Annotated in this window: 10 protein-coding genes and 1 pseudogene; 3 read left to right on the forward strand and 8 right to left on the reverse strand. The window is 64.2% G+C overall.

Annotated elements, in window-relative coordinates:
* From IC66_RS42850 to IC66_RS0136190, 7 genes and pseudogenes are all read right to left on the reverse strand, one after another.
* Nucleotides 1-323 (reverse strand): annotated as a pseudogene (locus IC66_RS42850) (diguanylate cyclase); the annotation flags it as partial.
* Nucleotides 320-2,476: a glycosyltransferase gene (locus IC66_RS0136165; RefSeq protein ID WP_038950879.1), complete on the reverse strand. Its 2,157-nt coding sequence runs from the start codon at nt 2,474-2,476 to the stop codon at nt 320-322. The gene IC66_RS0136165 and the pseudogene IC66_RS42850, both read right to left, overlap by 4 nt.
* 12 nt (nt 2,477-2,488) lie before the next feature.
* On the reverse strand, nt 2,489-3,769 hold the full coding sequence (locus IC66_RS0136170) for an HlyD family efflux transporter periplasmic adaptor subunit (RefSeq protein ID WP_240536535.1): 1,281 nt from the start codon (nt 3,767-3,769) through the stop codon (nt 2,489-2,491).
* Nucleotides 3,770-4,086: 317 nt separating this feature from the next.
* The gene (locus IC66_RS0136175) at nt 4,087-7,416 is read right to left on the reverse strand and encodes an adenylate/guanylate cyclase domain-containing protein (protein WP_038950880.1); all 3,330 of its coding nucleotides are present in this window, start codon (nt 7,414-7,416) and stop codon (nt 4,087-4,089) included.
* Nucleotides 7,417-7,738: 322 nt separating this feature from the next.
* The gene (locus IC66_RS0136180; protein ID WP_028145627.1) at nt 7,739-8,254 is read right to left on the reverse strand and encodes a hypothetical protein; all 516 of its coding nucleotides are present in this window, start codon (nt 8,252-8,254) and stop codon (nt 7,739-7,741) included.
* Between the two features lie 431 nt (nt 8,255-8,685).
* Nucleotides 8,686-9,612, reverse strand: coding sequence for a 2-hydroxyacid dehydrogenase (locus tag IC66_RS0136185; RefSeq protein ID WP_038950881.1), 927 nt, complete (start codon nt 9,610-9,612; stop codon nt 8,686-8,688).
* 8 nt (nt 9,613-9,620) lie between these two features.
* Nucleotides 9,621-10,949, reverse strand: coding sequence for an NAD(P)/FAD-dependent oxidoreductase (locus IC66_RS0136190; protein ID WP_038950882.1), 1,329 nt, complete (start codon nt 10,947-10,949; stop codon nt 9,621-9,623).
* A gap of 235 nt (nt 10,950-11,184) precedes the next feature.
* Between IC66_RS0136190 and IC66_RS0136195 the strand changes: the two genes are divergently transcribed.
* Nucleotides 11,185-13,050 (forward strand): ATP-binding protein, encoded by a 1,866-nt coding sequence (locus tag IC66_RS0136195; RefSeq protein ID WP_038950883.1) that lies wholly within the window; start codon nt 11,185-11,187, stop codon nt 13,048-13,050.
* 10 nt (nt 13,051-13,060) lie between these two features.
* Here the strand turns inward: IC66_RS0136195 and IC66_RS47900 are convergent, their stop codons facing one another.
* Complete coding sequence (locus IC66_RS47900) at nt 13,061-14,086, reverse strand: AraC family transcriptional regulator (RefSeq protein WP_038950884.1); 1,026 nt, start codon at nt 14,084-14,086, stop codon at nt 13,061-13,063.
* A 188-nt stretch (nt 14,087-14,274) separates the two neighbouring features.
* Here IC66_RS47900 and IC66_RS0136205 point away from each other — a divergent pair, with 188 nt between their 5' ends.
* Nucleotides 14,275-14,724, forward strand: coding sequence for a cupin domain-containing protein (locus tag IC66_RS0136205; protein ID WP_028145632.1), 450 nt, complete (start codon nt 14,275-14,277; stop codon nt 14,722-14,724).
* A 106-nt stretch (nt 14,725-14,830) separates the two neighbouring features.
* Nucleotides 14,831-16,160, forward strand: a 1,330-nt coding sequence (locus IC66_RS0136210; protein ID WP_038950885.1) for a flavin-containing monooxygenase, incomplete at its 3' end; no start/stop codon positions are given.

Consider the following 16,160-nt stretch of genomic DNA (forward strand, 5'->3'; position numbering starts at 1 on the left):
GCGCGGATCCGGTTCGCGGCTTTGCGCCGGGAAAGAAAGGTCTGAATCTTGGCGATTGCCGCCGGGCTGGTTCCCTCGAGTTCGAGTTGGCCAACCAACACATTGAGAACGGTGTCCGCGAGTTCGAACGTATCGTCCGCGTGCTGCGTCACCGACCGGGCCAGATTGGCCATGTCTGTTTCGGAGCCCTTCAGCACCGTCTGTCGCGAGGACCACTCCCGCCAACCGCTGATTGCGACAATCGCCAAGCAGGCGACCGCCACGAATGCCGAGGCCCAGAGCGTCAGACGCCCCTGGCGAACATCACTACGGTGATCGATCAAGAGACGCAGCCAGGTTCAGTAAAGCTCGTCGGATGCAGGCTTCGAACTCCGGCAAGATGTCCCAAGTCGTCGATCCGCGGTTGAGGCCGAATGACCAGGCTCTCTGCCGGCAGACGCACCGTCGGCGAGAGCGATGCGGGCTTCGCGCCAGTTGTAACAATGTGAGGCAACGGCGCGGCCATTGACCAGATGTTCTTGAGCATAGCCCTGTTCACGGAGCATGCGATGACACCGTTCCCCTTCAGACGGGCGACGGTAAAGAGCTTGCGGATCAGCAGGTCTCGTTCAAGCGACTGCGGCAAATGGAACTGCAGCCCGATGAGATGGCCTCTTTGTTGCACGACCATCGCGTCGATCCACCCCACCTGCGCGATGTGCACGCGCAGCGGTTCTCCAGCGCGAGGACAGTCAATGCCGGCGCCGAGCAGAACGCCGGCGCCAGAGAGGGAGATGTTGCTCACGCGCCCGGAAAGCCGCTCGCCGGTGCCAGTCTCGATCAAGACTGATTCATCGAAGTCGAAACGCTCTTCGGCGCGTCCCATCCGCGCCTGCAGCGAGGTCATGCAGACGAAGAAGAGCACGACGATGTTCACCACCGACCAGAAGGCGACCATCGGTAGAGCGGCCGGATGATCGATCATCCGCCATTCCGGGATGGTGTTCAGAAACAGGCCCACAACCGTCAACGCCATCAAGGCCGCTGACGGCCAGAATATCTCCGCGGCGTAGCTTGCGCACCGCGCGGCAGCTCCCTTGGGCGTCACCCTGAACGCATGTCCCGTCGGCTTGACGAGAGTCCCAAGCACCGTCGGCAGAATCTTGAAGCTCTGGATCGTCGCCGACACCTGAGCGGCGAGCGGAAAATGCGCGTGCGGCGCAAACCACGAGATGCCGCCGTTGAGCGCCAGGATCGCGGGGAATAAGTAGTAGAAGACCGACTCAGGGGTAACGTCGACGACAGGCGCGAGCCCAGTCCACATGAACACGATCGGAACCACCACGACCGTGAGCGCCCGCAGGCCCAATGAGAGCCAATGGGTCGGAAAGAACAGGAGCCGTTGCATCAAGCCCAATCCGGGGCCGAGCGGGCCGTCGGCGAGATACAGCGTCTGGATCGCGCCACGCGCCCAGCGTTGCCGCTGCACGAAAAAGGCGTCAAGGCTTTCCGGCGCCAGTCCAATCGCCAGCGGCTCGTGTAGATAGCGAGTGACGTACCCCTTGCGCAGCAGGACCAGCGTCAGCAGGATGTCTTCCGTAATGGACTGGGTCGGCAAGGCATCGCCCACCGCGCGGAGTGCTGCGCGACGCGTGACGGAGTTGGAACCACAACAGAAGGCACCATCCCAGCCGTCGCGCGCTGGCATGATGGAATCGAAGAAGAACCGTTGCTCGTCCGGCAGCCCCCTGTGCAGGCCAAGATTCGCCTGCATCGGGTCCTCATTGTAGAAGGTGTGCGGGATCTGAACGATTCCGATCTTTGGATCAGCGAAGAAGCCCATCGACCGCATCAGGAAATTGCGCTGCGGCACGAAGTCCGCGTCAAAGATCGCGAAGAACTCGCCGCTCGTCTTCGTCAGCGCATGATTGATATTGCCGGCCTTGGCATTCAAGTTGTCGGCGCGCGTGAGATACCCGGCGCCCTTGTGTTCGCAGAGTTCCTTGAGCCAGGGTCTGCGACCATCATCCAGGACCCAGACGTGGAAGTTTGGATAGTCCAGACACAGCGCGCCAGTGATCGTCTTTTCCAGCACCTCGAATGGCTCGTCATAGGTCGGAATAAAGACGTCGACCGAGGGCAGCTCGTCATCCGGCAGGCTGCGAAGCCGATGCTCGTGCTGATCTGCTTCGCTGCTGCGATCGGTCCTGCGAAGGAAAGTCAGATAGAGAATGAACTGATCTGTGAAGGTCAGAAGCTCGACGAAGAGACAGAACCAGATCCAGCCGACCTGATACCAAGTCCCGCTTGCCGGCAGCACGGTTGTGAAAATACGCCATTCGAGATAGCGGGCGACCACAAGCCAAACCACGATAAAGACCGCGACACGCGCCCAAAGGCGCGCGACTGGAAAGGTCGGCGCCAACAGGTACATCGCCGCAAAGATGCCCAGCATCGGCGCGAACAGCTGAGAGAGAGGCAGAGTCATGGCCTGCATGGAACATCTCGCTCACAGGGACGAATGATCGAGCTCCAGGCGCGCGGTCAGCCATTTCAACTTCGAGCTGACCAATCGTAGCAGGCCGTCGGCGCTACGCTCGAAGCGCACCTCAGCCAACCGTCCGATATCGCAGGAGCCGTTATGGTCGGCCGACGTCTCATTGGGCGGAAGCGATATCTCAACGGTAATGTTGCCCGGATCGGGCCGTGGCACCCGAGCCGCAAGCAGCCGATCATCGCCGTACGCTGCCGATCCGCGGACTTGCCGGATCTGGCCGGTCTTCCATTCGCGGCTCCCAATCAGGCGCACGGTAGCCGCATCTCCGGCCTTGATCTTCTCGAAATCGCGTTCGGGGAGTTCAACAACGATAAATCGGCGTTCGCAATCTGCAAAATCGAAGACCGATTGCCCTTCCGTGACCATCGAGCCCGGGCTGGCCGCGACCGACCAGACCACATGGGCTGCGGGCAAGGACAGATCGTAGTGATCGAGACGATCGAGCCGAGTGCGTTCCTCTGCGATTTCCGCGGCCAGCTGCGTGGCACGTGAGCTGTTCTGCAACAGGTCTGTCTCGAGCTCCTGGCGGCGGAGGACAAGCCGCTCGCGCTGCTGCTGAGAATACGGCACGTCATTGGCGTCGCCACGAAGATAAATGCCCTTCTCGGCCGCCCCCAACTCGGTCTTGAGGCGCTGCAGGCGTTCATCGGCCATCTGGCACCGCGTTGCGGTTGCCTCCTGCGAGGCCTGGGCCTCACCGGAGCGGATTTGCGAACTGATGCCGAGCTTCACGAGCCTCTCCATCCGGCCCGCGACATCGTTCCGCTGCCGCGCCTCGGCGAGACAGCCGCCTTTTTCAACTTCCGTTTCGCCGATCTCGTGGTTCAGGCGCGCGACCATCCCCAAACGATAGTCCTCGCTGCGCTCGCCGAGCTTGCGATCGAGCCCGGCGATTTCCTCGAGTTGCCGACGTGCGAGCTCGGCGCGTTTGGTGGACATGGCAAGCTGCTGATCGAGGTCCATGAGGTGCCGGCGATCCGGCGACCGCGCCCCGACCATCGGCACCACCCGGCTCTGCTGGAAATATTCGCCCTTGCGTGGAAGATCAGGCGAGAGCTGACCCGCGAAGGGTGCAGTCACCCGCATGAGCTCGGCATTGACGAATGCGGAGGGAGCGATTCGGTAGGTCACATACGGCAACAGGGCCCATCCGCTCAGCGCGATGATCCCGAGCGCCAGGGCTCGACGAACAACCCGGCTACGAATGAAACGTTCGACGTGCAAACGAACCACGACTGGATCTCCAATGGGCTTTGGTCGCTGCGCCAGCCGCAGCGAAGGCAAGCCTATCGCCGCATGGCCCGGCGCTGGGATGACGTCTGCGCCTTGAGGCAAGGAGCAATCCGACAACATTGCCGCCAGCCGAAATCAGGATTCGCCGCCGCGGCAGACTCGCCTTCGCAACCACGAGAAGCATATCTAGCATTCACCACAACAGGTTAAGCTGTGTCAAAACCGGATAACTACGGCTGCCGAGTCGAGGATCGAGATATCGACCCATTCCGGCTTGAAGTCGGCGCGGCGTTTGCGCCGATCGAATGGCGGCGCGGCTAACGCCCATTCCCAAGCAGCTCTTTCGCTTCTACGACTTCGGGAAGATTTCGCTCCGCATCGAACTCGGCGAGCAAGGGAGCAAGCACTTCAGAGACCGCTCCCGCTCGGTCCCTTGTCTTGTGCAGGCGAGCAAGTCCAAGGGCGCTGCGCAACTCGAACGTCTTCGCCTGCTGGCGTCGTGCGATTTGCAGCGCTTGCTCGAAGGCATCTTCGGCACCGGATTCGTCTGGAGGATCCTGACGCAACAAAAGCTCGCCATAGACGCGGTGCAGCTCGGCATCGAGCCAATGCTGGCCGGATTGCGCCACCCATGCGATCGATTCGCTCAGGATTTCCAGCCCGGTTTCGACTTGGCCCGACTCTGCGTCCGCCATGGCGACATGCATCCCCCAAAACGGTTCACAGAGGTAGCAGTCATTTTCGTGTAGCAAGGTCCAGCCGCGGCGCATTTCCGTAAGTCCAGTGGCTCGGTCGCCGTCGCGCCACTTGGCCAGGCCGTTCAGGTAGGTGCCCGCGGCCACATACAGCGGCATCGTGTGGTCGCGCGCGAGACCGAGCGCCAGGATCGTCTCTGTTTGCTGCAACATGCCGCCGCATACTCCGTCGAAGACGGCTCGATGCACAAGCGCATTGGCCTGGGAAAGCGCCCGTTTTTCTCCGGAAGCACTCACCGCTTCGGCGGCGAGGCGGCGTGCCCGGGCGATCCTGCCAAGCGGCCAAAGCACCAAGGCGAGAAACCTCATGATCACGAACGGAAGATCCAGCGCCGAGGCCCTGAACGTCGCTGGATCCGGCTCGGCGCCATAGATGTCCAGTGCCTGCTCGAGATGCACCCTCGCGTTCAAATAGTCGCCCCCGAACCAACAGGTCACCCCGCCGGTCCAATGTGCAACGACGGCGGCCACCGGTGAGTCCGGTCGTCGGTCGGCCGCGCTCTTGATGGCATCCGCCAGCTCCCGCATCGGAGCGAGCTCGCCGTGTGTCAGGCAGGCATTGAAGAGGCCCGAATGGATCGGCGCAAGTTCAACGGGATCATTGATGTCGACTGCGAACTGGCGCGCTCGCGTCCATGCCGCGACCGTTTCCGGAGCACTGTGGCCGAGGCTGCCCCGTAATGCGCGGCCATAGGCGATTTGAAGATGCAGCCTGCTCATCATCCGGCGAGGCTCATCGGGCAACTCATCGGCAATGGCAATCGCCTTGCCGAGATGCGCAATCGCCTCGGAATAGGCCGAGCGTTTCAGCGCCTGCTGGCCCGCCTTGCGCCACCACTCGAGGGCGACCTCGTTCAGCCCAGCTTCGGTGAAGTGGTGCGCCAGAACTTCCGGCTCAGTCTCGGCCACGGCTGGAAACTTCTCGCGCAGGACATCACCGATGCGCGTGTGAAGCACCTGCCGTTTGCTCTTGAGCAGGCTCTCGTAGGCCGCCTCCTGAACGAGAGCGTGCTTGAAACTATAGCTTGCTTCGGGCGGAGCCCCGCGACACACCAGCAGTTCGGCCTCTTCGAGTTGCCCAAGCGCAGCGCTCAGCGTCAGATCATCGCGTCCCGCCACATATCTCAGCAACGCGTACGAGAAATCGCGGCCGATGGCGGCGCCTATCTGCGCCACCTCCTTGACCGGAGCAAGCCGGTCGAGCCGCGCCATCAGCGAATCCTGCAGCGTCGCGGGAATAGCCAGCGGCGGGAGCGGACTTTCGAGGCGATAGCGCCCGGCACCTTCGACGAGCCATCCGGACTCCAGCACCATCTTGGTCAATTCCTCGACGAAGAGCGGGACGCCATCCGTCCTGTCGATGATCTGCTTCAGCATCTCGCGTGGCAGCTGGCGACCAACGGTCACCTGCTCGACCAGCGCGCGCGTGTCCTGCCGGTCGAGCCGGTCGAGCCGCAACAGACTGACGTTGGCAAGGCCCGACCAGGAGGGCTCGAATTCCGGCCGCGATGTCATGAGCACGAGTATCGGCAGCCCCCTGATCCGGTCGACCCCGAGATCGAACAGTTCGAGTGTCGTGGCATCGGCCCAGTGCATATCCTCGCAGACAATCAGCAGGGGCTGCTCTCGCGCCAATCCCTCGAGCTGATCGAGAAGGGTGGCAAAGGTCTGCCGCCGCAGCTGCGCCGGGCTCAGACCGAGCGGCGGATAACGGTCGCCGGTTGGGATCGAAAGCAGTGCCGCAATGAGCGCTGTCGCCCGGGCAACCTGCTGCGTTCCAAGCGCCAGCATCGCCTCGAGCTTGTCGAGCTTTTGCCCGGGCGTGTCGTGCGAGCAAATGCCGGCAGCGCGCTCGAGTTGCGCGACAAAGGGATGAAGCGCACTGTTGGTGTGGTACGGCGAGCACTGATATCGCACCCGGCGGTGCACCCCCAACACGGGGCTTTCGGACAGCATTGCGACCATGCGCGACTTGCCGATGCCGGCTTCGCCGGAAATCAGCACCATCTGCCCGTGCCCCTGCCATGCCAACCGCTGGCGCGAGAGCGTGAGCTCGATCTCCTCCTTGCGGCCGACAAAGCCGATCGAGCGCGCCGCGTGGACCGCCTCGAAGCGACTTTCCGATGCGGGCGCTCCCTCGACCGCCCAGACCGCGATGGGTTCGGATATCCCCTTGACCTCGCGGCGGCCGAGGTTGCGAAACGTGAAGAGATCACCGAGCAGCCGGCGCGTCGACGAGGCAACGACGACCGCTCCCGGCTCCGCCAGGCTCTGGAGCCGGGCAGCGAGGTTTGGTGTATCGCCGACGGTTGCGCGCTCCTCTGACGCATCTCCGCTGATGAGGTCGCCGACCACCACAAGACCGGTCGCAATTGCGATCCGCAGTTCAACCCGTTCGTCGGCGCCCATCTTGAGCTGGCGAACCGCGGAGATGGTGTCCAGGCCGGCCCGCACTGCGCGCTCCGCATCATCTTCGTGGGCGCGCGGATAGCCGAAATAGACGAGTATTCCGTCACCGACGAACCTGGCTATCCTGCCGTCATAAGCAGCAACGACGCTCGCGCAGGCGGCGCGATAGGCCCGGATCACTTCCCACATATCCTCGGGATCGAGACGCGCCGAGAGCGCAGTCGAGCCGACCAGATCGCAAAACATGACAGTGAGGTGGCGACGCTCGGCGTCGTGAGGAGGCGCCGGCGATGCGATCAACGCGGCTGGATCAAGGTCGGCAATCGCACGCAGCATTTTGCGGCGATGCCCGAGCAGGACTCCGAGCTTGTCGAAGTCCTCGACCATCAGCTCGGGAAGGACGCCCATGTCGATCCCATTTTGGACAAAACGCTCTGCGTATTGCCCAAGCCCCAGCTTCTCGAGCCACTCCGCAATCTGCATTGGCTTCACCGATCGTGTGGTTGGCGGTGAGCAGAATTTTGGACCACGGCGCGCAGGGACAATATCCCAACCTCACCATGATGGCACGTCTTGTTTGTTGCGCGATAACTTAGGTTGCTTGGTACCGATACCGCTTCCACGCTGGGACATTGTTTGATGCGAGCGGCGGCGCTACCAAAAATCGTCTGCACGCCGCATTGGACGACAGAAGTTGCGATGAGTCGTCAGTCACTCGCTTTCAGGCCTTAAGCCTGATCCCGGTACCGGGCCTGTGCCCACGTCACGACGCCAAGCAGACGTTTTTCCGTGAGCACAATTATCTTTAGTCCTTGTTGTCGGGCACTTCGCAGTTACGCGCCATCGCTCCCGCCGCAACTTGAAGCGAAGAGCCAACCACCCAGCAGCCGGCGACGAAGGCTACCAGGCCGTTGGGGAGGTTTTGATCAAGGACAAGGATGCTGACGGACAGGGCTGCTGCAATCGCTGCGCCGAACGTTCCGGCCGCACTCATGATCTCAACCATCTCGGAGCCATCGTATTCTTCGGAGGTACTCGAAATCGACCTCCGAGCGATCGACCGGGACAAATCAATTCCGACATAATAGCTGAGAGCGCCGTAGAGCACCGTCAGCAGCACAATCCAGCCGCTTTCAAAAAGTCCGCCCTTCTGACGCAATAGGGCCGCACCCACATAGAGGCCGCAGGAGGCCCCGACGGCTGCAAGCCCAATTCTTTCAAGAAGATGGGCCGACCTGATCAGACTGGAACGGGCGATCCGAAGATTGCCGGCGTACCTTGTCAGGGAAAATGCGCTGGGTGCTGCGTTGCTCGTCTTCATTGGGTACTCCTTACTAAGTAGCAGCCTACCGGCCGACCCCGAATAGGAGCTGCGTGGACGCGTTTCGCGATGTCCTTGCTTCCAATTTCTGAAAGATCTTTGCTGAGTGATGGGGTTGGCTTGCTCGTGACCAAGACGAGAGCCAATCCAAAGCTGCGAGCACGCGGCTTCGCAGGCATTGTCTCTCACCCGTGTCTGTCAGTTGGCGCCGGGTGCGACAATTTCTTGCGGGAGTGATAGCTGGAAAAGAGAGTGATGGAATATGAGGCAATTCACATACCGCAGTTCCCTGTCGCTCCATCCAGTCACAATTTCAGGAGGACAGATCCTCATCCTCGCCTCAAGCGACGTCGAAGGAGACGACGGGAATCCATCGTCCCTCGAGCATGAGAGGTAAGAGGAGCCCGGGGCTGCTGGTGTTCCCATTCACCTCAGTAACCGCGGCTGCGATCGACACGCCCCGGCAACTCCTCGCCGCGGCGGTGACGGTCGATGACATCGAGCACGAAATCGACAGCCGTGTCCGGCGTCGTCATGCTGGCATTGTGCGGCGTCAGCAGGATGCGGGGATGGCGCCAGAACGGATGTCCCTCAGGCAGCGGCTCGGGCTCGGTGACATCGAGCACCGCGCCGGACAGCGCGCCGCTGTCGAGCGCCGCAAGAAAATCGGCCTCAATGAGATGCGGGCCACGTCCGACATTGACGAGGGACGCACCGCGCGGCAGGCGTGCGAACAAATCCGCGTTGAGGATGCCGCGCGTCTCGTCGGTCAGCGGCAGCAGGCAGACGAGGATGTCGCTCTGTGCGAGGAAATCCGGCAAGGTGTCAGCACCCGCGTAACAGGTCACGCCGTCGATCTTCCGCGCCGAGCGATTCCACCCCGACAGCGGAAAGCCGAACGCCTTGAGCCGTTCGAGCACGGCCTGGCCGAGCTGGCCAAGTCCCATCACGCCGACACGCCGCCGTTTCGCCGGCGTGATCCGGATCTCGCGCCAGACCTGCTGCTTCTGCTGATTGATGAAATGCAGGAGGTCGCGATGCAGATCGAGCACAGCCATCGTGACGTACTCCACCATGGTCTCGGCGATGCCGGGCTCCAGCATGCGGATCAGTGGAATGTGCGCCGGGACTTTGGTGGCATCGAACTGATCGACGCCCGCGCCGACCGAGAAGACCAGCTCGAGATTGGGGAACGTCGCCGCGATGTCGTCGGGCGGCACCCACGCCACGAGATATCGGATATCAGCGGGATCGCCGATGTCAGGCCAGAGCCGGAATGGGACGTCGGGTGCGCGCTCCGCGAAGAAGCGCGCCCACTCGGCGCCGCGAACCATGTTGGCCTTGTAGAGAACCGTCATGCGAGCCCTCAAAACGGGCTGACCGGCGCGAGCCGGCGGCCGTCGATCATGCGCTTGTGGCTGTAGGCCACGGGATCGACCAGCGGCGTGGTGCCGGTCACGATGTCGGCGGCGAGCTTGCCGGCGGCGGGGCCGATGCCAAAGCCGTGGCCGGAGAATCCGGTGGCGAGGAAGAAGCCCGGCAGCGCGTCGACCGGCGAGATCACCGGGATCGTGTCGGGCGTGCAGTCGATGGTGCCGCCCCAGGCTTCCGCGATCTCGACATCCTTGAGTTCAGGGTTGGCCTTGATCAATGAAGCGAGCGCAGCATTCACCAGCGACATGTCGGGCTCGGGATCGCGCACGCGCTCAGTCTCGAATGGCGACGGCTTGTCAAAGCTCCAGCTGGTGCCGCGCACGATCTGGTCGAAGAAGGACTTGCCGAGCGACAGCTTCAGTCCGTTCTTGCGATGCAGATAGATCGGCCAGAAGGTGCGCGCATAGCGGAACAAATCGGGCGACAGCTCCACCGTGCCGCGGTTGCGCAACGCCAGCGTAAAGCCGCCGTCAAGGCGGCGGCGGACGCAGTAGAGATCGGTGCCCAGCGCGCCCGAGGTGATCTCCGGTCCCGGCGTGGTCCGGCAGGCCGTCGCGTTGACGAGACCGATCGGCAGCTCGATGCCGTGACGGCGGCAGAACAGCGACGACCACGCGCCGCCCGACAGCAGCACGGATTGCGTGCGAATGGTGCCCTTCTCGGTGACGACGGCGCTGACCCGCCCGCCCGTCGTCTCCAGCCCGCGCGCGGCGCAGCCCTGATGGATGGTGACGCCGTGTTTTCGCGCGGCGGTGGCGAGCGCGGGCACCGCCATCGACGGCTCGGCGCGACCGTCGCTCGGCGTGTGCAGGCCGCCGACCCAGGTGTCGGTATTGCCCGGCATGCGCTCGGCGACCTCCGCCGGCGTCAGGACGGTGGAGTGGACCTGCATCTCGCGCGCGACCGCGGCCCAGCGCTCCCAGCTCGCAAGCTCGTCCTTGCTCTTGGTCAGGAACAGCACGCCGGTGCGGCGGAAGCCGGCATCGACGCCGGCGTCGTTCTGCATGTCCTCCCAGAGCCTCAACGCTTCACGGGCGAGCGGAATCTCCTCGCGCGCGCGGCCTTGCTGGCGGCACCAGCCCCAATTACGGCTCGACTGCTCGCCGCCGACATGGCCCTTCTCGACGAGAGCGACCGAGAGGCCCTTCTTCGCCAGATGATAGGCCGCGGAGACGCCGATGACGCCGCCGCCGATGACGACGACATCGACCTGCTGCGGCAGGCGTTCGTCGCTGTTGATCCGGTTGAGCGGCGGGGACATGGGCACTCCTGGAGTTCAGTTCGAACGAACATGACTGAATACAGCTGTCAATCGCATTGCTTGTATGCGCGCCTCCTCGCCATGCGATTCGCCCGCAGGTTGAGGCCGGAGAAAGGCTGGCGGCCGACACCACCGCAAATTGCCCCTCGACGCCGCCGCGCGGAGTCTGTAGCTCACATCAAAGCGGCACCCGGGACCGGGCGGCCGATGCGGTAGTCTTCTTTGGTGGGAGACCATGAAACTCAGGGGGCTTCTGACACTCGCGATGGCCGCACAGGTCGTGGTGACCGCGGCGGCCCTCCTCGCCTCCTATGCCATGGCCGGAGCCGGCTTCGGCATTCCCCAGCTTGTTGCCCTAATGGCAAGCGCTGCCGTTGCGGCGCTGATGGTTCGCCTCTGCGCCCGCGCGATCGAGAGATCGGAGGACAAGCGCGCCGCCACGCAATCGACCGAGCTGGCGCGGGCGCGCAGCGACAGCGCACAGATGACACAAGCCGTCATCAAGACCGCGCTCGATGCCTTCATTCAGATCGACGACAGCGGCGCCGTGCTGGAGTGGAGCTTTCAGGCTGAGGCCCTGACCGGATGGACGCGCCAGGAGGCGCTCGGCGCCGACGTCGTCGATCTCATCGTCGCCGAGCCGCTGCGCGCCGCCTTCAGGCAGCGCATGGCGCGGCTGGTGCCGGAATTGTCGGACACCCCGTCCGGCTTGCGCTTCGAGCTCGCCCTGATCCACCGGAACGGTGACCGGATCCTGGCCGAGGCCTCCAGCACGGTCATGCGGCTGGGCGGACGCGCCATCGTCAACACCTTCGTCAGGGACATCACCCAGAAGCGCGCCGCCGAGGAGCAGCTGGTGCAGTCGCAGAAGATGGAAGCGGTCGGGCAGCTCACCGGCGGCATCGCGCACGAATTCAACAACATGCTCACGGTGATCACAGGCACGATCGAGATCCTCGCCGACGCCGTCAGGGACAACCCGCCGCTTGCGACCATCACCAAGCTGATCAGCGAGGCCGCCGATCGCGGCGCCGCGCTGACGTCGAGCCTGTTGTCCTTTGCCCGCAAGCAGGCGCTGCAGCCGGCCGAGATCGACGTCAACGAGCTGCTGGAAGAGCTCGCCAAGCTGCTGCTGGCGACCTTCGACAAGAAGATCGAGATCGTCACCCGGCTCGACCGCAACGTCTGGCTCGCCTACGCCGACCGCGGCCAGCTGAGCTCGGCACTGCTCAACCTCGCGATCAACGCGCGCGATGCCATGCTGGACGGCGGCAGGCTGACGCTGACGACGCGCAACGTCGTGTTCGGCGTGCGCGAGGCGGTCGCGGTCGGCGCCGGCTATGCGGGTGACTATGTCGAGATCGAGATCGCCGACACCGGCACCGGCATTCCGCAGGCCATCCTGGAGCGGATCTTCGATCCGTTCTTCTCCACCAAGGAGGTCGGCAAGGGCACCGGACTCGGGCTCAGCATGGTGTTCGGCTTCGTCAAGCAGTCCGGCGGCGGCATCAAGGTCGCCTCCGAAGAAGGCCGCGGCACGATCTTCACGCTCTATTTGCCGAAGGCGGAGGCGAGCGCGCTGCGCCCGACCGGCTATGACGACCGCAAGATCATCGGGGGCAAGGAAACCGTCCTCTGCGTCGAAGACGACCGCGACGTCCGCCAATACGTCACGGTTCAGCTCGAAGGACTCGGCTACAAGGTCATCCCAGCCGCCAATGCGACCGAGGCGCTTGCGATTGCGGCCGAAGGCAAGCCGTTCGACCTGCTCTTCACCGACATCGTGATGGCCGGCGGCATGAACGGACGCGAGCTCGCCGAGCAGATGGCGGCGGCGCGCCCTTCCCTGCGGGTTCTGTTCACGTCGGGCTACGCCTACGATTCGCTGCACTCACAGGGGCGCGCGACGATGGGCGCGCCGCTGCTGAGAAAGCCCTATCGCAAGGCCGAGCTCGCACGCATGCTGCGCCGCTGCCTCGACACCGCCGTCGATTCCGCCGGCGACGCGATCCCGACGCCCTATTCGGTGCAGGCCGATGTCGAGGCGTTCCTGCGCAAACAGGCGGCGGAAGACAACGGCAGAACGCGGCCACGGAATTAGCTCTCTCGCGCTAGCTCATCCTTCGCCGCAGCGTCGCCGACGGCGTCTCGCCGAATTTTTCGCGATAGGCGCCGGCCATGCGGCTGAGATGGGTAAAGCCGAGATCGAAGGCGATGTCGGTGATGGAGGCATCGGGCGCGGCCTGCGCCAGGCGGGCGTGCAGACCGGCGAGGCGCATGTCGAGCAGCATCCGCGAGATCGACAGGCCGAAGTGACGGCGGAAGCCGAGCTGGAGCGCGCGGATGCCGATGCCGGAGGCGCAGGCGAGCTGCACAAGGTCGAGCGGCTCGCCGGCATTGTCCGCCAGGTGGTCGCGCGCAGCGCGGAGCGCGCGCGGCAGACGCTCGGCCTGGCCGGAGAAGTTCTGAATCGCATCCGACAGGCCATGGCGCTGGCCATTGAGCAGGTGATCGAGCAGCAGCTCCCGCCAATCGGCCATCGCGACCGGTGACAGCCGGCGGGAGGGACCGAGACGCTCGGCGAGTATCATCAGCTCGGCCAGGCTGGTCCGCAGCGCCCGCCCGGTCGGCGCGTCCAAATCGATCACGGGATCGAACTCGACCGTCCCGGAGACCCTGCCCGACAGCGCCGCGGCGCGCTGCTCGACCATGCGGCGGTCAAACAGCAGGATCGCCTGCGCGCAGTCGCGCCACATCATCCGGGTCGGAATCGTCGGCGACAGCAGCGACGCCGTCCGCTCCGGCGCGGCGTCGAGCTCGGTCGTGCCGGCGCGAATGTAGGCCGTGCCCGTGAGCGGGACCTGCACCAGGAAGAAGCGCTCGAGGCAGCCGGGGTCGATGCCGACCGATCCGCCATAGGCGACGTAATTGATGGAAAAGCCGTCGAAATCGGCGCAATTGTGCCGGGCGGAGAAGCCGGAGGCGCGCAGCCGTGCCGGCTTGAGATCGTGCGGGCAGAAGATGCGCCCGATCTGTTCGGCCGCTTCGTCGACATCGTCAGTGGTGACGCGGGCGAAGTCCGCGAGCCGTTCGGCCGCGGGCGCCCTTGCGCTCATTTCCAGCACGGCTGCGGACATGGTCGACCACGCTTCGCGTCAGGGAATTGCTTTAAGCCTATAATAGTTCCCCGGACGCGAAAAGGGCAGCGCCGGCGAAATCGTCATGCTGCATGGCAACAGGCGTTCGCGGATTCGTTTAGCGGATAGACAGGCACCCCACCGCTGGCTGAAGCTCCATTCCCGCCGGAATCCAACAGGAGCGCGCCATGACTGCACTCGAAAAGGGCATTACCGCTAGCGGCACAGGGTACGGCGGCAAGAGCTGGAACATTCTGGGCCAGGTCTACTTCCCCAAGGCCGTCACCGACTCCACCTTCGCGTTCGAGACCAACAGCGATCCCGGCCAGTTCGTGCCGGTGCACATCCATCCGACCCAGGACGAATTCATCCTGGTGCAGGAGGGCACGCTCGACCTCAAGCTCGACGGCAAATGGGTCAAGGCCCATGCCGGCGACCTCGTGCGCATGCCCCGCGGCATTCCGCACGGCTATTTCAACAAGTCCGACAAGCCGTGCCGCGCGCTGTTCTGGGTCTCGCCGATGCAGAAGCTGGAGGCGCTGTTCAACCAGCTGCACAATCTGACGGACCCTGCCGAAGTCGTGCGCATCTCGGCGCTGCATGAGGTCGACTTCCTGCCGCCCGAGGCCAACGACTAGGCGCGCCCCCTCGTCCACTTTCATCTGCTTGCAGGTCCGCCGGCCGCGCCTTGCGGCCGAATGAGGCCGCTTGCGCGCGGAAAACCCATCGTTTGCGAGCAAATCCATGGTCAGCCCCAAGCATATCTGCGTGATCGGCGCCGGCGTCTCCGGCCTTGCTGCCGCCAAGGCGTTCTCCAGCCGTGGCCACCGCGTCACCATCGTCGAGCGCAGCGCCGATCTCGGCGGCGTCTGGGAGCCGGCGCGCTCCTATCCCGACGTGCAGACGCAGAGCCCGAAAGAACTCTACCGCTACACCGACCGCGCCATGCCGGAGGCCTATCCGGAATGGCCAACCGGGCCGCAGGTCCACGCCTATCTCGCCGACTACGCCAGGAGTTTTGGTCTCGACCGCATGCTGCGCCTTGGCACCGAGGTCGCCGGCATGGCGCGCCGCGCCGACGGCAAGCCCGGCTGGACGCTCGCGCTGAAGGACAAGCACGGCACGAGCACGAGCGAGGATTTCGATTTCGTCGCGGTCTGCACCGGACAGTTCAACGAGCCGCGCGAGCTGCATTGCCCTGGCCAGGATGAATTCCTCGCCCAGGGCGGCCAGATCCTGCATTCGTCGAAATACGGCGATCCCACGCTGGCGAAAGGACGCCGAATCGTCGTGCTCGGCGGCTCGAAATCGGCGACCGACATCGCCGTGAACGCGGTGAAATCGGGCGCGCGCGAGGTCACCATCGTGATGCGCGAGCCGGTCTGGCGCATCCCCTATTTCATCGGCGGGCTCGTGAACTTCAAGCGCATCCTCTACATCCGCGCGCAGGAGGAGATGTTTCCGGGCTGGGGCATCGGCGCGATGACGCGGCTCGCGCACCGCATCGCCGCGCCGCTGGTGTGGGCGAACTGGCGCGGGCTGGAGAGCCTGCTCAAGGCGCAGCTCAAGCTCGGCCGCTGCAAGATGGTGCCGAAGGAGCGGATCGAGGACGGCGTCAACTGCTCGGTGCCGATCGCAACGCCGGGCTTCTATCCGATGGTCGCCGACGGCCGCATCAAGGCGGTGTTCGGCACCTTCGACCATTACGACGGCGACAGCATCGTGATGAACGGCGGCGAGCGCGTGAGCGCCGACGTCGCGGTGCTCGCGATCGGCTACAAGCTCGGCGTGCCGTTCCTGCCCGCGGCTTACAAGCAGAAGCTGGTCGATGCCGACGGCCAGTACCGGCTCTACCGCCTGATCGCCAACCCTGATCTGCCCGAGCTCGGCTTCGTCGGCTTCAACTCGTCTTTCTGCACCGTGCTCTGCGCCGACCTCGCCGCCAACTGGCTGGTACGCTATGCCGACGGCCAGCTCGCCAACCAGCCGACGGCGCAGCAAATGCACGACAACATCGAGATGATGCTGCACTTCAAGCGCGTCGAGCGGCCGGCCGCCGGCGTCTATGGCGGGC

Source organism: Bradyrhizobium genomosp. III (assembly GCF_000261705.1).
Lineage (GTDB): Bacteria > Pseudomonadota > Alphaproteobacteria > Rhizobiales > Xanthobacteraceae > Bradyrhizobium > Bradyrhizobium ottawaense.

Bases quoted from the DNA above. Each gene is read 5' to 3' on its own strand.
- IC66_RS47900 (WP_038950884.1), bottom strand. From the start codon at position 14,086: ATGTCCGCAGCCGTGCTGGAAATGAGCGCAAGGGCGCCCGCGGCCGAA.
- IC66_RS0136205 (WP_028145632.1), top strand. From the start codon at position 14,275: ATGACTGCACTCGAAAAGGGCATTACCGCTAGCGGCACAGGGTACGGC.
- IC66_RS0136165 (WP_038950879.1), bottom strand. From the start codon at position 2,476: ATGCAGGCCATGACTCTGCCTCTCTCTCAGCTGTTCGCGCCGATGCTG.
- IC66_RS0136185 (WP_038950881.1), bottom strand. From the start codon at position 9,612: ATGACGGTTCTCTACAAGGCCAACATGGTTCGCGGCGCCGAGTGGGCG.
- IC66_RS0136190 (WP_038950882.1), bottom strand. From the start codon at position 10,949: ATGTCCCCGCCGCTCAACCGGATCAACAGCGACGAACGCCTGCCGCAG.
- IC66_RS0136195 (WP_038950883.1), top strand. From the start codon at position 11,185: ATGAAACTCAGGGGGCTTCTGACACTCGCGATGGCCGCACAGGTCGTG.
- IC66_RS0136180 (WP_028145627.1), bottom strand. From the start codon at position 8,254: ATGAAGACGAGCAACGCAGCACCCAGCGCATTTTCCCTGACAAGGTAC.
- IC66_RS0136175 (WP_038950880.1), bottom strand. From the start codon at position 7,416: ATGCAGATTGCGGAGTGGCTCGAGAAGCTGGGGCTTGGGCAATACGCA.